This window comes from Vagococcus fluvialis (genome assembly GCF_003337315.1).
Taxonomy (GTDB): Bacteria; Bacillota; Bacilli; order Lactobacillales; family Vagococcaceae; genus Vagococcus; species Vagococcus fluvialis.
The window spans coordinates 122,616-140,917 of record NZ_QPJV01000005.1 but is presented as its reverse complement, the minus strand read 5'-3'; the positions used below and the strand labels follow the sequence as shown (position 1 = coordinate 140,917).

The window sequence follows — 18,302 nt, the reverse complement described above, 5'->3', positions numbered from 1 at the left end:
ATAGTTGTATATCACAGGTTTTTTTGTATAATTTCATAAAATAAATGTCAAGAAGGTAAGGAATCATCTGTATTAATTTTATATAATCACCTTATTTTTTCTTGTATTCGAATGATAAATTCTTTTTGCATATCACCTAGTGTCAGAATTTTTTTCATGATTCGAAAACGCCATTTACTTTTGCCTATATAAAAAGACCAAGTAGAGCTAAGAGCAAAAGGGTTATTTGAAAAAGTTTCATCATGAAAGTCAGTAAAAGATAATTCGACCTGTTGGATAACTTTGGAAAGAGTTACATTAAAAAATAAGATATGTAGTGTTGAATGATTCATTATTAAAATGGCTTTATTACTTGCACCTGACAAGGTTTGAGAATCTGCATAACAAATAACAGTATCTTCATCTGAAAAAGAACGAGTAAAATGATTTATCATTGACTTTGAAATTAACATAAATGGATTCTCCTAAATAGATATATTTCAAGGATAGCATAAAAGAGTTCTCATATAGGATATCTTTTAAGGCTTTTAGGAAATTTAACCTATTAAATCTCAAATCTTTGTTAAGCTATAAACTATTATTAAAAGAAAAGTGGGGCTTATTTTATGGAGATCATTTCAAGTGTTTTGATCATTTTAGCAATTATTTCTTTTTTTTATCTAACAGTATATGTAGAAACAAAATTAGAAAAGGTACTATTAGGTATTGTTCCAATTAATATTATGATTCAGATTATTTTATTATGGAAAGAAATGTATGTGCCGATTTTATTAGTGGATATTTTCGGTTTATTTGTATTTATTGGATTTATCGTTATATTTTATCAAAGAAAACCACTTAAAAAATTAGAATTCGGAGCTATTTCGTTAGTGATGCTGGAACTGGTTTTAGGCATTATTGCAAGTATTCTTAGAGTAATGTTTTAGTAGGAAATCTAAAAAAGAGTACATGGAATTTATGTTTCAGGAAATTAAAAGAGAAGCTCCTAATTTAGAAAATGCAGAATATTGGATGACTAAATAAAAATAGCCACCTATCACTAGGTGACTATTTTTTTATATAGGGTTTATTAATTGTATTAAGTAATTTTTTAGTGCTGACAAAAAAGAGATTGTAAAAAGAAATAGCTGCTGTTATGAATCCTAAGATTGTAAAGAATAAATCAAAGATAAATTCATCAGCTTTAGAACCAGCTATTAAAGTGTGAGTACCAGAAATAAATAAAGATATTCCAAATATAAAGAAAATAAAAGTAAATGGTTTACTTAAAATAACAGTCACATTTTGCATACTTCTATAAATGGAGTCATCTTCTTTGTTAACTCCTTCAAACATGTCTTCATGTTTCATTTGTAGTCCCTGTCTTTCTGCTACTAATGAGGCATTAACTGTATTAATCATAATTTTTGTTTCTTCAATGGAATCATTAAGAACTACTAATTGATGCTCAAGTCTTTGAATTCTAGTGGAGTGGTCATCTTTTAGTAAAAGTTCTTTTATCTCCTCTAGTGAAAATCCCATAGTTCGATACAAAAGAATTTCTTGTAGAAAATTGATATCATTTTCTGAATAATACCTATACCCATTTTCGCCAATTTTTGTTGGTAATAATAAATTGATTTTTTGATAGTAGTGAAGTGTTTTAATAGTCACTCCTGTTTCTTTTGCTACCTGACTAACTGTGTAAAGTGTCTCCATAGTTTCTCCTTTCTACTGTTATTATCAAGCCTTACCTTTGAGGAGAGTCAAGAGAATCAACAATATTAGTTAAATAAATTTAGAATAAGTCTGTTTATTTAGTATAATCATATTTAAGAAAAGGATAAAGGAGAATAGCGATGAAATTAAAAAAGATATTAAAAATCGGAATGTTAATGATTAATACACTAATTATTATGTATCTACCGATGTTAAATGCATCAGGTATAAACACGTTGGGTTTTACACTAATTTCTGGTGCTATTTTTATTTATTTTCTAGTTGAATTAGTAAAATATATGAAAAATAAAAGAGAGCTTTTGGCTAATAGTCTATTTATTCTAGGTAGCTTTGTGTTACCAGTTATTCTATTTTTATTAGTTTTTCAATTTGGTTATTAATTAAATTATCAATAATAGGAAGTGATTTTGTGGAAGTAGTTGTTTATGTTGCTAGTGCTTTTAGTAAAAATGGTAAAGGTGGAAATAAAGCAGGCGTTGTTTTTGATGAGGGAAAACTATCTAGGGCTCAAAAAATGAAAATAGCTAAAGAATTAGGCTATGCTGAGACTGCTTTTATATCAGATTCTGTAACTGCTGATTTTAAGTTGGAATATTTTACACCAAAAGAAGAAGTTGATTTATGTGGTCATGCAACAATTGCTTCATTTAAGATATTAACGCATTTAAATAAATTAGCTAAAAATAGTTACACAATAGAAACTAAAAAAGCCATTCTTTCAATTGATTTAGATCAAGAAACTATTTTTATGGAACAAAATAAACCTGAATTTTTTGAAGAAGTAGATAAAGAAGAGATTAATCAGTGTTTTGATAGTGAAAAAATAGTTTCAGATTACCAAGTTCAAATTGTTTCAACTGGTTTAAGAGATATTTTAATTCCGATAACAAGTGAAGAAGAGCTGCATCAATTAACACTTGATTTTGAAAAAATAAAAGCAGTTAGTAACGAAAAAAATGTTATAGGTATGCATTTGTATGCAATGAATCAAGAACGATTTATTTGCCGTAACTTCGCTCCTTTATATGACATTGATGAAGAGGCGGCGACTGGAACATCAAATGGTGCTTTAGCATGTTACTTATACTCAAAACTAGGAATTAAAAAGGACTTATATACTTTTGAGCAAGGTTATGCTTTAGAGTCACCTTCAGAGGTATTCGTTAAATTAAAAGTAGATAGTGAGGACGCTATAGAACAAGTTTATGTTGGAGGAAAAAGTTATTTCTGTGAGATGAAAAAACTAAATATATAGATAAGCTGGGTAATAGAAAAGGATAGGATTATGACCAAAGTCACAATCCTATCCTTTTAATCTTGTAATTCACGTTCTTTTAATTCTTCGATTTCTTCTTGAAGACGTAAAATTTCTTTTTCTTTTTCTTCAATTCGTGCCTCAGTATCATCAATCATTTCAACTTTACTTTCTAATGGTGACTTAATTGCAAAGTTCCAAAAAACTGCCACAAATGTTCCAATAAAGGTATCAACTACCCGGTGAAAGGCATAGAGATAAGACTCGTTTTTGGGAATTGAAAAGGCAATAAAAAGAAAAGTGGCTATTCCACCAATAATTCCTGCTTTGTTATCAATCCTAATTGAAAAAGTAATCAGAATCGCTACAATCAAAGGAATAAACAGAACTTGTCCTAGATTCTCATTTGGAACAAGCTGAAGGCAAGCGTAGTAGACAAATGCGCCAATACCTCCAATTGTGTTACCTAAAATACGGGATTTACCAAAATCAATACTTGTTGATAAATCTTCTCTTAAAGCAAAAACAGCAGCAAGTGTGGCAACAATTGGTGTTCCTCTGTCAGTGAGCTGGAAAATTAAAATACAGCACATAACAGCAAGAGATGTTTTAACCGTACGAAGACCTAAATGGTATTTTCCCCAATGCATCACTAATCACCTCTACTTTTTATGAGTTGATGCTTCTTTTTCATAAGTTTTAACAAGATTTGATGTGTATGACATGTTACTTTTAGCTTCCTCAGCAACCATAGTAACTGAGCCGTAAGTTCGGTTAATCACTGAACCTTGATCGTCTAAATTATCTACTGGAAGATTGGTGTATAAAGCTTCTTCCTGTTCAAAACCAGTGTCCATGTAAAGAATTAAGGAGTCATAATTATTAATAATAATCTGCAAGCTACTACTAATCAGATTAAGCTTATCATGATTAACATCAACAGCATTTTTATCACTAATTCTTTGAATTTCTTTTTGTAATTTTTTTAATGTCTTTTGACCTGATTCAATATCAGTGTACAAGGATTGTCTAGCAGTATAGTTTTTATATAGAGCGCCTGTTTCGTCGTTAAAAAGAACTGTTTCAGGTTGTTCTTCCATGTCTTTTTCAAATGAGGGAATGATTCTTTCCACATTAGCTAGTAAATCTTTTAAGACTTTTTGTTGTTCACCTAAAGTTGTTCCAAGTTCTTTTGAAACGGTAATGGACTCATCTAATTCTTGAGTAATCCCACATGAAGCTACAAAAAGTAACATGGTGATGAGTAGAATAGTTAGTTTTGTTTTTCTCATTCTCCTACCTCCTTATTCCTATAATGATAAACGAAATAACAAGATTTCGCCAGTCCCTAGGTTAGATAAATGATTGACGAAAGTGTGATTTTACATTTTAATAAAGAAAAGAGGTGGGAAGATGAAGATAGGGTTAAGAACAATAAAAACAGTAGTAACAGCAACTTTGGGTATTATTATTGCCACAACATTAGGTTTGAAATTTCCATCAACAGCAGGAATCATTGCCATTTTAAGTGTAACTAATACAAAAACATCTTCATTTAAAGTGGGATTAGGTCGTATTATTGCTTTATTTATCGCTATTATCATTGCACTTATTTGTTACTCTATTTTGGGATACACGCCAATTGCTTTTGGCTTGTTTTTATTAATTTATATTCCAATTGCTGCAAGATTTAATATGTCAGAAGCTATACCTGTCAATTCTGTTTTGATTACACATTTTCTAAATGAAGGAAATATGTCATTGTCTTTAGTAATAAATGCTGTTAGTTTGTTATTAATTGGTGTAGGCCTTGCTTTAATTGCGAACCTTTACATGCCAAATGTGCAAGGAAGAATAGATACTAATAAAGAAAAAGTTGATTTAGAAATTAAAGAACTACTATTAAAAATGTCAGCAGTCTTAAGCAAAAAAACAAATAAAATTAATTGTGAAAGAAGTTTAGAAAACATCGAGCAAAGTATTGATCAAGGTGAATCTTATGCTAAACGTCATTTTGACAATCGCTTGCTTAGAAAAGATGATTATGAAGTTAGTTATTTTCAAATGAGACGAATGCAGTTAAATGTTCTACAAGATATGGTTGAGTTAGTTGGAAAGATTGAAATAGAACATGAAATAGTTGAAGCCATTAATGTGTTGATTAAAGAAATCTATGATACTTACGGAGAAAAAAATGACGGTAAAGAATTAAATGATAAAGTTAGTAAAGTGATTAAGTATTATGAAACAAAAGAACTCCCGAAAACACGAATTGAGTTTGAAAATCGAGCTCGTCTGTTTCAGTTTTTAACAGAAATTCAAACCTTTATCCACATTAAAGTAAACTTTAATTTAGTTGATTAGGATTATGTTAAGAAATAAGTCGTTCCGTAGGTAAAAAGGTGCTTTTTTTTGAATAAAAGGGTAAAATAACCATAACTGTAATAAAATTCAAATGTTAGGATGTGCAAAGAATATGCATCAAGCAATTGTTAATATTATTTTAGATCAGATTAAGGACCAATTTATTAGTGAAACGGTATGTGTCACATACTTTTTAGATGTCACGAAAGAAGAGTGGGAAGATTGGAAAAAAGGGTTACGTCCACTACCAAGTGAGAAGATGCAAAAATTGAAAAGTCTCTTCTCAGATTATGAGTGGATGTTAATTCAAAAAATAGCCAGACAAGCTTCTTTATTTCCAGAAAAAAGAAACTATGTTGTGCCAGAATATAAGCGCCTAAAGTCCATTATTGCTAAAGAGTGGATAAAAACAGGTATGACCAAGGTTGAGTTAATAACGCAAACAAGTATTCCAAATATTGGGGATAATAGCTATCCTAAAAAACAAGTCGTAAATCTAAGAATATTTATTAGTTACGGTGAGTGGGGCTATGATGATATTTTAGAGTTTTGTATGCCAGCAGTGATTCAACAACAAATTAGTGATTCAAAAGTTGACTTGCTTGAGTGGGTAGATGAAAACCTTGTCGAAGCTTATACAGAGCACGAGGAAGAATAGAGGATAAGGAGACGGATTAATACCAATGGCCAAAAAAGTATTTTTATTAATTACCACATTATTTATCGGGCTAACTGTTGTTTTTTACGGCCATCAGTTTGGTATTTTTAAAGAGCAATTGTCTCAAAGAACAACACCTGAAGTGACCAAAAAAGAAACTACAAAAAAAGAAACAAAACCAACATTACCAGGGAAAATAGATGACTGGAATTTACTTTTAGTCAATGAGGCCCATGAAATAAAAGAAGAACCTAAAGATTTAAAAGAACTGCCTAATGGCTATAGAGTAGACGAGCGAATTTATTCCGACTATATGAACTTAACAGATGCGGCTTTAAAAGCAGGATTTGAGCTGACGGTGATTTCTGCTTATCGTTCAGTAGATGAGCAAAAAGATGTTGTAGCAACAGATATTGCTGAATATGAAGCTCAAGGTTATTCAAAAGATGAGGCAACAGATTTAGCAATGAAGTACTTAACTAAACCAGGTCTAAGTGAGCATCATACAGGTCTTGCTTTAGATGTTTTAGATACAGAATGGTACAACCAAGGCAACATGTTAGACGAGGCTTTTGGTGAAACAGAAGCTGGTAAATGGCTAGCCGAAAATGTTTGTCATTATGGTTTTGTTATTCGTTATGAAAAGGGAAAAGAAAAGATAACAGGAATTAATTATGAGCCGTGGCACATTCGTTATGTTGGAAAAGAAAATGCTGAGTACATGTATCAGAATAAATTAGTTTTAGAAGAATACATTGATCAGTTGAAGAAGTAGGTAAATAATGGCAAAACGTAAAAAGAAAAAACAATATGAAGCATTTGGAATCAATAAAATACCTATCTTACTAAGTGTCATTATTATCTTAGTTGGTTCTGTTGTGTTTTTTATTAGTTTAAGTGGACTCAGTAAGACCTCAGTTAGGCACGAAGTTCATGTGGAAGAAGATTTATCTCATACAGAATTTATTAATACCCTAGTTCCTGTAGCTCAAGAGTTACATCAAACTTATGGTATTTTACCAAGTATAATTTTAGGACAAGCTATTTTGGAGTCTGATTGGGGCAAAAGTGAGCTAAGTACTAAATACAATAATTTGTTTGGTATCAAGTCTTTTAATCCACATGATGAGTCAGTTAAGTTGACCACTAAGGAATATAAAGATGGTCAATGGATAGAAATAAAAGCAAACTTTAAAGTATACGCAAGCTGGTCAGATTGTATGAAGGATCATACAATGTTATTTGTAAATGGAGTGGATTGGGACCCTTATTTATATCAAGGTGTTTTATTAGCTTCTGATTATCAAACAGCAGCTAAAGCACTTCAAGCGTCAGGTTATGCGACTGACCCTGGATATGCAAATAAAGTTATTGAAGTCATAGAAAGCAATCAATTGTATCAATATGACCAGTAAAAGCCACAGACCAAAAGGTACTTGGCTTTTTATCTATGTTAAGGGGGATTTTTAATGAAAAAAGAAAAGGGGCTTGTTCCAGAAATAATGACTAACTTAAGAAGAGATACGATTTATTTACCAACAGTTATTCGTGATTGTACTGGTATTAAAATATTTGGAAAACGTATTAAATCTATTTGTTATTCAACTGATATTGCAATTATTAGAAATATTGATGCAGATGCAGTTATTGCTGTTTATCCATTTACACCCCATCCAACAATTACAAAAGCGATTATTGAAGCAGCCGATATTCCTGTTTTTTCAGGTGTTGGTGGAGGTTTAACTCAAGGAAATCGTTCAGTAAATATGAGCATGTTCGCAGAAGCTAATGGCTCACTAGGCGTTGTTGTAAATGCACCAACTTCAAAAGAAACAATTTATGACATTTCTCAGATGATTGATATTCCAATAATTGGAACAATCACGTCTGAATATACAGATGTCAAGGAAAAAATTGAAGCAGGCGTTAAAATTTTAAATGTTAGTGGTGGAAAAAATACAGCCCATATTGTGAGAGAAATTAGAAAAGAATATCCTGATTTTCCGATTATCGCAACAGGTGGACCAACTGATGACTCAATTAGAGAAACCATTGAAGCAGGAGCTAACGCTATTACCTATACGCCACCTAGTAACGGACAATTATTCAGTAAAAAAATGAATATTTACCGTGAACAAGAAAAGCAAGACAACGAGGAGTAAGCCTTAATTAAGAGGAGTTAATTAATGTGAAAAACGACGACCAGAAAGCTAAATTACCAAATATGGACATGAACAACAATCCTATTTGGGATGTTCTGGATGGTAAAATAGAACCTAGAAAAAAAGAGAAAAAAAAGAAACTTAAGAAAAAAAGTATGCCAGGCATTGATGAAAATATTGATTTTTATTTTTCAGAGTTAGAAAAAGAAGAGCAAAAAGAAAATAAACCTAACAATAAAAAGAAGCCATTCTCTTTATTTGCTATTATTATGTTACTTGCTTTAATAATTGTTATTAGTTTCTTTGTTCTAATTACTTTTAAATATGATAGAATTAAGGTTCAATCAGATTCAATGGCAACTCAGGTTACAACAGGCGACCAAATTTTATATCAATCAGATTTAGGAATTAATCGTTTTAATGTAGTTGTTCTTAGAGATGGTACTAAGAAAGAACTGCTTAGAGTTATTGGTATGCCAGGAGATAAAGTTTCCTTATCTGATGATGTATTAACAATTAACGGAGCTATATATGATGAAGATTATTTAAAGGAAAACTACGTTGACTTTAAACTTCAAGAGAAGAATCGAAATAAATTTTATACAGAAGATTTTTCAGTAGCTGAGTTAAAAGATGTAAATAAATCAACTCTCCATGTGCCAGAAAATAAATATATTTTACTTGGAGATAATCGAAAAAAAGCAACAGATAGTCGAACAGTCGGTTTTTATGACAAAGAAGATATTCAAGGAGTCGCTATAATGAAAATTTGGCCACTCTTTAAAATAGAACCGATTAAGTGAGAGAGGAAGTATGAGTGTGACGAAAGTATTAACAATTGCTGGATCAGACTCTCTTAGCGGTGGTGGGTTACAAGCAGACCTAAGAACCTATAAAGAATATAAAATCGAAGGTTCAAACGTTTTAACGTGCATAGTAACAGTAGCACCTAACACAGATGAAGTAACTGTGTTAGGTGTTTCACTTCCTACACTTAAGGCCCAACTAAGAGAGTGTTTAAGTAAAGAAAATGAAATTGATGTGATTAAAATTGGTATGTTAGCAGACATTGAGATTGCAAAAGTCGTAGCTAATCATCTAAAAAAAGTAAAAGATATTCCAATTGTTCTAGATCCAGTACTAGCATTAAAAGAATCTGGCTTAACTTCAAGCCAAGATATTATTGATTTTTTCAATACAGAACTAATGCCACTAGCAACTATCACTACACCAAACTTAAGGGAAGCAGAGCTTTTATCTGGTTTAGTAGGTATCGACTCTATTGAAAAAATGGAAGAAGCAGCTCGAATTATTCATAAAACAGGGGTTAAGAATGTTGTTGTCAAAGGCGGTCAACGCTTAAAAGGTGAAACAGCTTATGATGTTTTATTTGACGGGACGACAGTAACTATCTTAGAAGAAAAAAAGCTAGCTAATAGTTATAATAACGGAGCCGGCTGTACTTTCGCCTCAGCTATTGCTTCAGGTATTGCAACAGGATTAACCGTTGAGGAGTCTGTTAGAAAAGGAAAAGTCTTTGTTTTTGAAAGTATCGAGTATGGTATTCCCTTTTTACCAGATTTGGGCAATGTTTATCAAGGTAGAAAAAATAAAAGCTTATAAGAATAGATTCCTTTTGCAAGAGTTATCATGTAAAATAAAGTGGGATGATTTTTTTGAAAAAAATAAGATTAAACAATGAAAGAGGATAAATAATATGGAATTAATTAGACAAGCAGAATTTGTACAAAGCTATCACTATGATGCATTACCACAAGATCACACTGAAGAAACAGCTATTAACGTGAGTATTAATCCTTTTGAAATTAAAGAAGAAATGAACATAGATGCAGAAAACAACTCAGTTTTAGGTTTAAGAATTGAATTTAAAATTGTACTTGAAAAAGTAGCCTTATCAGGAGATGTAGCTCAGTTTGTTCAAGTCGTTAATCGTAAGATTGATAAAATTGAAGACTTAACTCATGAAGAAGTAAATGAGTTAGTAAGACCTTTATTTGTATTGATTGAAAGAATGACTTATGAAATGACTGAGATTGCTCTAGATGCACCAGGAGTACAATTAAACTTTTCACAAGAATAGATAGTAAGATGTATCAGTCAAAAAGGCAGACACTTTTGTAGTCCGCCTTTTTCATTAGGAGGGAGAAAATGTCAGATTTACTATATGTTATTGGTGATATTCATGGAGAGTATGAGATGTTTCAGATCCTCCTAAAAGATTATGACGAAACTTATCAACAACTAGTTTTAATCGGGGATTTACTAGATAGAGGAGCACGCTCTAAAGAGTGCCTATTACTTGGTAAACAACTAGTTGAAGAGAAAAGAGCGATTTATTTAAAAGGTAACCATGAAGATATCTTTTTAAGATTTTTAGATGATCCAGAAGAGAGGTATCCTAACTATATTTTAAATGGTGGTGGAGAAACAATTGAAAGTTTACTTCATACAGGTGCAGTAGCAGAGTACTCGCCAACTGAAATAAGTATGTTGATTAAATCACGATATAAAGAATTAATTAGCTTTTTAAGAGAGTTACCTCTTTATTATGAGTGGTACGACTATCTTTTTGTTCACGCTGGTATAAATCTTGAAAAAGATAATTGGCAAGATACGTCAGAAAGAGACTTTTTATGGATTAGAAAAGAGTTTCATGAAGGGAAAAATCATACAAATAAAACAATTGTTTTCGGGCACACGCCAGCAATGTATTTATTTAACGACACCACAACGACTAAACTATGGCAAATGGATAGAAAAATCGGGATTGATGGTGGCGGCGTTTATGGCGGCTCTATTCATGGAGTGGTCTTTAATCCACAGGGAATTGTTCAAGACATTGAAGTTTTTAATGAACATGCATGGGAACCAAAATTTGAAACACATTAAAAAGTGAAAGGAGTTAGAATAAGCTATGGAAGACAATAAATTTCAAATAAAAAGCCGAATCTTTAAAAGAGAACGTGTTCGGGAAAATAGAAATAATCTAGTAATTGTCTCTAAAAGAAAAGAAGAAGCGAATAAAAATCAAATTGAATTAAGTTTTAAAAATCCTTCTTTAGAACCCTCACATCTTTTTATTGTGGGTCGAGTAATGGTTAAAGAGTGGGAGCGACTGTTGAGTCAGTATCCTGTAACTAGAAGTTTTATTCAAATTAGAGAAGAAGGGCAAATTCGATTTTATATTAGCTTTCAGGTTGATAATGATTTAAGCAGTCGAGAAATCAAATCAACTATTTCTTTAGTGACTGAAATTTTAGAAGAATGTTTAGAAAAAGTCCTTATAAAAGCAGATAAAGAATTACCTATCCAAGAAGCAGATGTCGTAAGTAATAAAAGTGCGGAAGAAATTACAGGTAACAAAATGGTATCTGATAATAACGAACTAATCAGTCAGCTACATCAAGAAATCGAAGAACAAGAAAATCTACTTAAAAAATTAGCTGTTCAACAGGAGCTATTGTTAGAACCTATTTTTGAAGATGTTGTGGAAGAAAAAGTAACAACAGAGGTTGTACCTGAGAAAACAGATAAATCAACTGACAACCAGAAAGAAGAGATGATTGCTGTTTTAAGTATGCAAGTCACTTCTTTGAATAAAGAAATTGAAAGATTAAGAGCAGAAGCTAAAGAAAGTCAAAAAATTAATTTAGAGTTAGATAAAGCTAACATTAAATTAAATGAAATTGTCCAACAAAATAAAGTTGATGAAACTCGTTTAGAAAAGATTAGTGAAATTGAGAAAAAATTAAGAGCGTTAAAACAAGAAAATAGTGAGTATCGTATTCAATTAAATGAAAGTCAACATATGATTGAGCAGTATAAAAACTCAAATGGTCATTTAAATGAATCTCTTAAGCGTTTAGAGACAACTCATGATGAGTTTATTAAGAATGCCCAAACGGAAATGACTAAACTTGAAACTGAGCTAAAAGAAGCTGAGAAAAAAATATTGATTGAAGTAAACGGCAGACAAAAGTTAGAAATCCAGTTAAATGATACGCAAGTTAAACTAGGTCAAGAAATCCGTTCAAGTGAAAAACGTGAGGATAAGATTAAACAACTTAATTTAGACTTAAGCCGCCAATTAAAACAAAGAGAAAAAGCAACTAATGAAATGTCAGATTTAGAAGAACTGGTGGATCAACTTAAAGCTGATTTAAAACTTTCAAAAGTAAGTAATGATATTTTAAAAGATGAGTTAAATGCTTATGAAGAACAAAAAGCTAAGTGGCAACAAATTGATGTTTGGCAAACTAAATACGAAGACTTAGAAACTAAATTTAATGAGCTTCAAAATGAAAGTCTAAGCTATAGACAAGAAATTCATTTATTAAATTCTCAATTAACAAGCATTGAAGAGCAGTTAGAAGCTCCTGTTACTAAGGAAGCCAAAAATCAGATTTCTTATTCATTAGAAAAAGAAGTTGTAAAAGAGCCAGCTAAAGTCAATTCTTTACTTAATGCACCTTTATCTGTAGTAGAGAAGGATGACTATGATTATTTTTCATATGAGGAAGATCCTTATGTGGAAGAAGTTATTACAGAAGAATTAATGAATATTCGTAAAAAAGATCAGATGAAAGACGAAGAAGAAATCAAAGAACTTTTAGAATATTACTATGAAGAAGATTTTAAAGATATTAAAGTTGATAAAGATGAGTACCGTAAACACATACTAAGCTTTAAATTTTTAAGTTTCAGATGGAGCCAAGTCTTTATTATTAATGAAGCAGACAAAAACGCTGCCTTCTTAGAGTGGTGTTCTGATTATATTGATAAGATTGAATCTTTTGAAGAAGAACTATCTTTTGACGTGAAAAAATCATTTTTTGCAAAAAATTATGTTACCATGGATGAGTCAACTTATCATATATTAAAAGGCTACAGTAAATTATCGACGTATTTAGACACGTATTACTTGAAAGTATCCTACTACATTGACAAGTATTTTTTAAATGAGGGGAATAGGTAAACAATGCAAAACAATCAAGCATTTGAGTTATTAAAAAAAGAATTAAACCAATACAAACCTTCTCAAATGGAGAAAGTATTAGAATTATTAGCAGAAGGTAATACAGTACCTTTTATCGCTCGTTACCGTAAAGAAATGACAGGTAGCTTAGATGAAGTTGCCATTCGTGAAATTGAAGAGCGCTTTAATTATTTAGAAGGATTAGTAAAACGAAAAGAAGAAGTTTTACGTATTATCGAAGAACAAGGTAAACTAACTGATGATTTAGCTAAGAAAATTAAAAAAGCTGAAAAAATGCAGCAAGTAGAAGATTTATATCGACCTTTCAAACAAAAAAGACGTACGAAAGCAACAATTGCGAAAGAGAAAGGTTTGGAGCCATTAGCTACATGGCTTTTAAGTTTACCAAGTGGTGCTGATATCAATGCTGAAGCAAGTAAGTACTTGAACCCTGAAGAGGAATTAAATTCTACTGAGGATTGTTTAGCAGGTGCTCATGAGATTATGGCTGAGATGATTAGTGATGAGCCAAAATACCGTGAGTGGTTAAGAGAATTTGTTTGGCAGAATGGTGTTTTTTCTACTAAAGAAAAGGATAAATCATTAGACGAAACATCTGTTTATGAGATGTATTATGACTTTAATGAACCAGTTAAAAAAATGGCTTCTCACCGAGTTTTAGCTGCTAATCGCGGAGAAAAAGAAGGCGTGATTAAGGCAGAGATTGCAGTAGATGAAGCAAGAGTATTTAATTACTTAGGTAAACAGTTAATTACAAATCCAGCTAGTCCAGCAAGTGAGTATGTTCAAACAGCATTTGAAGATAGTTACAAACGTTTTATTGGTCCTTCAATCGAAAGGGAAATTCGCGGAGAACTAACTGAAAAAGCAGATGAACAAGCAATTGCTATCTTTGGTGAGAACTTACGCAACCTATTATTACAATCTCCTTTAAAAGGTAAAGTTGTTTTAGGTTTTGACCCAGCTTACCGTACAGGTTGTAAATTAGCCGTTGTAGACGAAACTGGTAAATTATTAGCAGTTAAAGTAATCTATCCACATAAACCAGCTTCACAAACAAAACGTACAGAAGCAGTTGAAGAGTTTATTACTTTTGTCGAAGAATACAAAGTTGAAATGGTTGCGATTGGTAACGGAACAGCAAGTCGTGAATCTGAAATTTTTGTTTCTGAAAACTTGAAAAAAATTAAGCGAGAAGTTTTTTATGTGATTGTTAACGAAGCTGGAGCTTCAGTTTATTCAGCAAGTAAAATTGCCCGTGAAGAATTTCCGGATTTACAAGTTGAAGAAAGAAGTGCGGCAAGTATTGCAAGACGTCTGCAAGACCCTTTAGCTGAATTAGTGAAAATCGAACCTAAAGCGGTTGGTGTTGGTCAATATCAACATGATGTTTCTCAAAAACGTTTAACAGAGCAATTAGATTTTGTTGTGGAAACAGCGGTTAACCAAGTTGGGGTTAACGTGAACACAGCAAGTGCTCAGTTATTACAACATGTTTCTGGACTAAATAAAACAACAGCTAAAAATGTGGTTTTATATCGTGAAGAAAACGGAACATTCAACAGTCGTACCCAACTTAAAAAGGTACCTCGTTTAGGACCGAAAGCTTATGAACAAGCTATTGGATTTTTACGTGTACCTGATGGGAAAAATGTGTTAGACAACACAGGAATTCACCCTGAAAGTTATGCTATCGTTAAAGAATTACTTAAAGAGGTTGGCTTAAGTGAAAAAGATTTAGGAACTGAGTCAGCTATTGAGGTATTAGAAAAAGTTTCAGTGGACAATCTAGCTAGTACTCTAAATATTGGTAAAGAAACCTTGGAAGATGTTCTAAAAGCATTACTTCAACCAGGAAGAGATATGCGAGATGAGATGCCAGCTCCACTACTTAGACAAGATGTATTAAGTATGGAAGATTTAAAAGTTGGTATGGAATTACAAGGAACAGTTAGAAACGTAGTCGACTTTGGTGCCTTTGTTGATATCGGTGTGAAACAAGATGGTATGGTTCATATTTCTAAGTTAAGTGCTAAATTTGTAAAACACCCAACAGATGTTGTTGCTGTTGGAGATGTGGTAACTGTCTGGATTGACTCAGTTGATTTGAAGAAAAAACGAATTGCCTTAACAATGATTCCAGTAGCCAAAAATGACTAATAAAGAATTACAAGCTTTAGTAGAAAAGGTGTCTCTTGAATATTTCAAGAAGCCTTTTTTACATCAAGCAATCTTTAATAGTCGCTTGCAAACAACAGGTGGTAGGTATCATTTGAATTCTGGCAACCTAGATTTCAATCCTTTAGTAGTTGAAATTTATGGGCTAGATGAGTTACTAGGTGTTATCAAACATGAACTCTGTCATTATCATTTACATCTTGAAAATAAAGGCTATCAACATAAAGATACTGATTTCAAATTGTTATTAAAAGAAACAGGTGGTAGCCGATTTGTAAAACCACTAAAAGCAAAAAAACGATTAGAGCATTATCGATGTACTAAGTGTCAGGCTGATATATTTAGACAAAGAAAAATTAACACAACCCGTTATGTTTGCCAGTGTGGAGGGAAATTAAAGCATTTGACAAACTAGTATGAAATCGTTATATTTATATTTGTTACAGCTTGAAAAAGCTTAAGCATCGATGATGGAACTGGCAGACATGCAAGACTAAGGATCTTGTGCCCAATTACGGGCGTGAGGGTTCGAATCCCTTTCGATGCATGAAAAATAGGGTGGATTAAAAGTCGTTTTGCTTCGAGCAACTGGAAGCAAAAGAAAACAATCAGTTTTTTTGATTGCTTTCTTTTGGTGAAGTTGCCGTGGAAGCAGACTTTTTATTCCCTGACTACGAAAGTTATGTAAAAAAGATTGCACTATAAGTTAAAACACTTATGGTACAATCTCTTTTTTTATTCAGAAATACATTAAAAAATAATGAGAGTATGCTATAATCTATCACAAGTATATTAACAAGGAGGTAGCTTATGAAGTATCAAAGCACAAGAGGACAAGAAGAAAAAGTCACAGCTTCAAAAGCCATTTTAATGGGGCTTACATCTGATGGAGGATTGTTTGTTCCAACGACCATTCCTCAGTACAATATAAATCAAGAGAATTTTTTAACTCAAAGTTATCAAGAATTAGCCTATGACATTATGGGGTTATGGCTAGACGACTTTACCGAAAAAGAATTAAAAGAGTGTATTGAAAAAGCTTATGATGATAAATTTTCAACTGATTTAATCGCTCCATTAAAAAAGGTAGGGGCAGATTATTATTTGGAGCTGTTCCATGGACCAACGTTGGCTTTTAAAGATATGGCACTTTCCATCTTGCCTTATTTAATGACAACATCTTTGAAAAAACAAGGAATAAAGAATGAGGTAGTTATTTTAACAGCTACATCAGGCGATACAGGAAAAGCTGCTATGGAAGGTTTTGCTGATGTTTCTGGAACAAAAATTATTGTTTTTTATCCTAAAAATGGTGTCAGTCAAATTCAAGAAAAACAAATGCTAACACAAAAAGGAGACAACACTTTCGTTGTTGGAATTAATGGTAACTTTGATGATGCTCAAAGTAAGGTAAAAGAGTTATTTGGTGATTTAGATTTAGCTAAAGACTTAGCTAAAGAAAACTATCAATTTTCATCTGCCAATTCAATTAATATAGGTCGTCTAGTTCCACAAATAGTTTATTACTTTTATGCGTATCAACAACTAGTTAATAAAAAGGAAATTACTTTAGGCGAAGAAATTAATTTTGTTGTACCAACAGGAAATTTTGGTAATATTTTAGCTGGCTTTTACGCTAAACAAATGGGCTTACCAATTAACAAGTTGATTTGTGCTTCCAATAAAAATAATGTCCTAACAGAATTTTTCAAATCAGGAACTTATAATAAAAACCGTGATTTTTATGTGACGAACTCACCTTCAATGGATATCCTTATTTCAAGTAACTTAGAGCGCCTACTTTATTACATTGTTGAAAAAGATACGACAAGACTTAAAGAGTTAATTACATCCCTTAGTTCAGAAGGAAATTATCATTTATCAGAAGACGAATATCGAAAACTTTCAGATTTTATTTCAGGATTTGCTACTGAAGAGGAAGTTGAACAGACAGTTCAGTCAGTTTTTGAAAATGATAAGTATGTCATTGATCCTCATACGGCGGTAGCTAAAAAAGTGTTAGATGATGTTAGAGATAATACTAAAGCTGTGATTGTCTCAACAGCTAGTTCTTTTAAATTTCCAGACTGCTTATTAGGTAAAGAAACTTCAGAAGACGCGATAAATCAGTTACATGAAAAAACAGGTTTAGAGATACCTAAACCAATTAAAGACTTAGAACACGCAGTTTCTCGTGAAGAGATTATTGTAGAAGTAGATGATATGAAACAGACAGTTTTAAATTTATTAGATGTAAAGTAATCAGACTAGAATAACTTTTTGATTTCCTAAATGGTTGAATAAATAACTTTGTGTTAAACTAATTTAGAGTGTGAGTTGAAAGTTGGAGGAATGGTTATGGAAACATCAGAAAATTTGCTGACAGTTAGAGAACTGGCTGAGGGATTAAATGTCTCGAAAAATCAAATTAACTATCAATGTTCAAAGCTAGATAGTCAGTTAATTGTCAAAATTAAAGGTGTTAATTACTTGAAAGAGGAAGCTCAAGAGATTATAAAAAATGCTTTACATCAAAATCAAGTAGCCAAAAAGAAAGAAACACCTAACCTAACTCATGACCAACTCAAACAACTCAAAGACCAATTAGAAGTTAAGGATAGCCAAATTACGCAACTTTACCGATTATTAGATCAGCAGCAACAATTAACCTTACAAAGTAATCGTCAAGTAGAAAAATTACAATTACAGCTAACAGAATCTTTTGAAAAAGATTTCCCAGTAATTGATGTGTCGAGACTACGTGATTCTCTTGAAGAGCAGCATAAAGCTTTTGAAGAGATAAAAAAACAATTGGACCAAAAAGAAAAAGAAAATCAGTTGTTACAAGAAGAGAAACTAGAGTTAGAAAAAATGGCTCATAAATCTTGGTTGCAAAAATTATTTAAATCTAAAAGTAACAAGTTATAATAACGATACTAGGAAAGATTT

Annotated in this window: 21 protein-coding genes and 1 tRNA gene; 18 read left to right on the top strand and 4 right to left on the bottom strand. The window is 31.8% G+C overall.

What is annotated here, in order from left to right; all coding sequences use genetic code 11:
- Positions 1-86: 86 nt before the first annotated feature.
- The gene (locus tag DFR54_RS06950) at positions 87-452 is read right to left on the bottom strand and encodes a hypothetical protein (RefSeq protein WP_114289615.1); all 366 of its coding nucleotides are present in this window, start codon (positions 450-452) and stop codon (positions 87-89) included.
- 153 nt (positions 453-605) lie between these two features.
- Between DFR54_RS06950 and DFR54_RS06945 the strand changes: the two genes are divergently transcribed.
- Positions 606-926, top strand: a complete 321-nt coding sequence (locus DFR54_RS06945; RefSeq protein ID WP_114289614.1) for a hypothetical protein — start codon at positions 606-608, stop codon at positions 924-926.
- Between the two features lie 121 nt (positions 927-1,047).
- On the opposite strand, the gene DFR54_RS06940 is transcribed toward DFR54_RS06945, so the two are convergent.
- Positions 1,048-1,698 carry a MerR family transcriptional regulator gene (locus DFR54_RS06940; RefSeq protein ID WP_114289613.1) on the bottom strand — a complete coding sequence of 217 codons (651 nt, stop codon included), beginning with the start codon at positions 1,696-1,698 and terminating at the stop codon, positions 1,048-1,050.
- A gap of 140 nt (positions 1,699-1,838) precedes the next feature.
- On the opposite strand from DFR54_RS06940, the gene DFR54_RS06935 reads away from it, so the two are divergent.
- Positions 1,839-2,099, top strand: a complete 261-nt coding sequence (locus tag DFR54_RS06935; RefSeq protein ID WP_114289612.1) for a hypothetical protein — start codon at positions 1,839-1,841, stop codon at positions 2,097-2,099.
- Positions 2,100-2,128: 29 nt separating this feature from the next.
- Entirely contained in the window at positions 2,129-2,974 is an 846-nt protein-coding gene (locus DFR54_RS06930; RefSeq protein ID WP_114289611.1) for a PhzF family phenazine biosynthesis protein, read from the top strand.
- 56 nt (positions 2,975-3,030) lie between these two features.
- On the opposite strand, the gene DFR54_RS06925 is transcribed toward DFR54_RS06930, so the two are convergent.
- Positions 3,031-3,624 carry an FUSC family protein gene (locus tag DFR54_RS06925; protein WP_086341289.1) on the bottom strand — a complete coding sequence of 198 codons (594 nt, stop codon included), beginning with the start codon at positions 3,622-3,624 and terminating at the stop codon, positions 3,031-3,033.
- Positions 3,625-3,636: 12 nt separating this feature from the next.
- Positions 3,637-4,266: a hypothetical protein gene (locus DFR54_RS06920; RefSeq protein WP_114289610.1), complete on the bottom strand. Its 630-nt coding sequence runs from the start codon at positions 4,264-4,266 to the stop codon at positions 3,637-3,639.
- Between the two features lie 121 nt (positions 4,267-4,387).
- On the opposite strand from DFR54_RS06920, the gene DFR54_RS06915 reads away from it, so the two are divergent.
- The 15 genes from DFR54_RS06915 (at position 4,388) to DFR54_RS06845 (ending at position 18,281) form a co-directional block, all read left to right on the top strand.
- Complete coding sequence (locus DFR54_RS06915) at positions 4,388-5,338, top strand: aromatic acid exporter family protein (RefSeq protein WP_114289609.1); 951 nt, start codon at positions 4,388-4,390, stop codon at positions 5,336-5,338.
- A 112-nt stretch (positions 5,339-5,450) separates the two neighbouring features.
- Entirely contained in the window at positions 5,451-5,996 is a 546-nt protein-coding gene (locus tag DFR54_RS06910) for a hypothetical protein (protein ID WP_114289608.1), read from the top strand.
- 25 nt (positions 5,997-6,021) lie between these two features.
- The gene (locus DFR54_RS06905; RefSeq protein WP_114289607.1) at positions 6,022-6,771 is read left to right on the top strand and encodes a M15 family metallopeptidase; all 750 of its coding nucleotides are present in this window, start codon (positions 6,022-6,024) and stop codon (positions 6,769-6,771) included.
- Between the two features lie 7 nt (positions 6,772-6,778).
- The gene (locus tag DFR54_RS06900; protein ID WP_114289606.1) at positions 6,779-7,411 is read left to right on the top strand and encodes a glycoside hydrolase family 73 protein; all 633 of its coding nucleotides are present in this window, start codon (positions 6,779-6,781) and stop codon (positions 7,409-7,411) included.
- Between the two features lie 54 nt (positions 7,412-7,465).
- Positions 7,466-8,158: a hydrolase gene (locus tag DFR54_RS06895; protein ID WP_114289605.1), complete on the top strand. Its 693-nt coding sequence runs from the start codon at positions 7,466-7,468 to the stop codon at positions 8,156-8,158.
- 26 nt (positions 8,159-8,184) lie between these two features.
- The gene (lepB, locus tag DFR54_RS06890; protein ID WP_114289604.1) at positions 8,185-8,961 is read left to right on the top strand and encodes a signal peptidase I; all 777 of its coding nucleotides are present in this window, start codon (positions 8,185-8,187) and stop codon (positions 8,959-8,961) included.
- A gap of 16 nt (positions 8,962-8,977) precedes the next feature.
- On the top strand, positions 8,978-9,781 hold the full coding sequence (locus DFR54_RS06885; protein ID WP_170126933.1) for a bifunctional hydroxymethylpyrimidine kinase/phosphomethylpyrimidine kinase: 804 nt from the start codon (positions 8,978-8,980) through the stop codon (positions 9,779-9,781).
- 94 nt (positions 9,782-9,875) lie between these two features.
- A complete protein-coding gene (locus tag DFR54_RS06880; RefSeq protein ID WP_114289602.1) occupies positions 9,876-10,259 on the top strand; it encodes a DUF1149 family protein in 384 nt (127 codons plus the stop codon).
- Positions 10,260-10,327: 68 nt separating this feature from the next.
- Entirely contained in the window at positions 10,328-11,068 is a 741-nt protein-coding gene (locus DFR54_RS06875; RefSeq protein ID WP_114289601.1) for a metallophosphoesterase family protein, read from the top strand.
- Between the two features lie 25 nt (positions 11,069-11,093).
- Entirely contained in the window at positions 11,094-13,154 is a 2,061-nt protein-coding gene (locus tag DFR54_RS06870; protein ID WP_114289600.1) for a hypothetical protein, read from the top strand.
- A 3-nt stretch (positions 13,155-13,157) separates the two neighbouring features.
- Positions 13,158-15,335 (top strand): Tex family protein, encoded by a 2,178-nt coding sequence (locus tag DFR54_RS06865; RefSeq protein ID WP_114289599.1) that lies wholly within the window; start codon positions 13,158-13,160, stop codon positions 15,333-15,335.
- Positions 15,328-15,768, top strand: coding sequence for a SprT family protein (locus DFR54_RS06860; RefSeq protein WP_114289598.1), 441 nt, complete (start codon positions 15,328-15,330; stop codon positions 15,766-15,768). Before DFR54_RS06865 ends, DFR54_RS06860 begins: the two co-directional genes overlap by 8 nt.
- Positions 15,769-15,814: 46 nt before the next feature.
- Positions 15,815-15,900 (top strand) — tRNA-Leu (locus DFR54_RS06855).
- A gap of 263 nt (positions 15,901-16,163) precedes the next feature.
- On the top strand, positions 16,164-17,615 hold the full coding sequence (thrC, locus tag DFR54_RS06850) for a threonine synthase (RefSeq protein ID WP_114289597.1): 1,452 nt from the start codon (positions 16,164-16,166) through the stop codon (positions 17,613-17,615).
- 96 nt (positions 17,616-17,711) lie between these two features.
- The gene (locus DFR54_RS06845; protein ID WP_170126932.1) at positions 17,712-18,281 is read left to right on the top strand and encodes a DUF536 domain-containing protein; all 570 of its coding nucleotides are present in this window, start codon (positions 17,712-17,714) and stop codon (positions 18,279-18,281) included.
- The last annotated feature ends 21 nt before the right edge of the window (positions 18,282-18,302 follow it).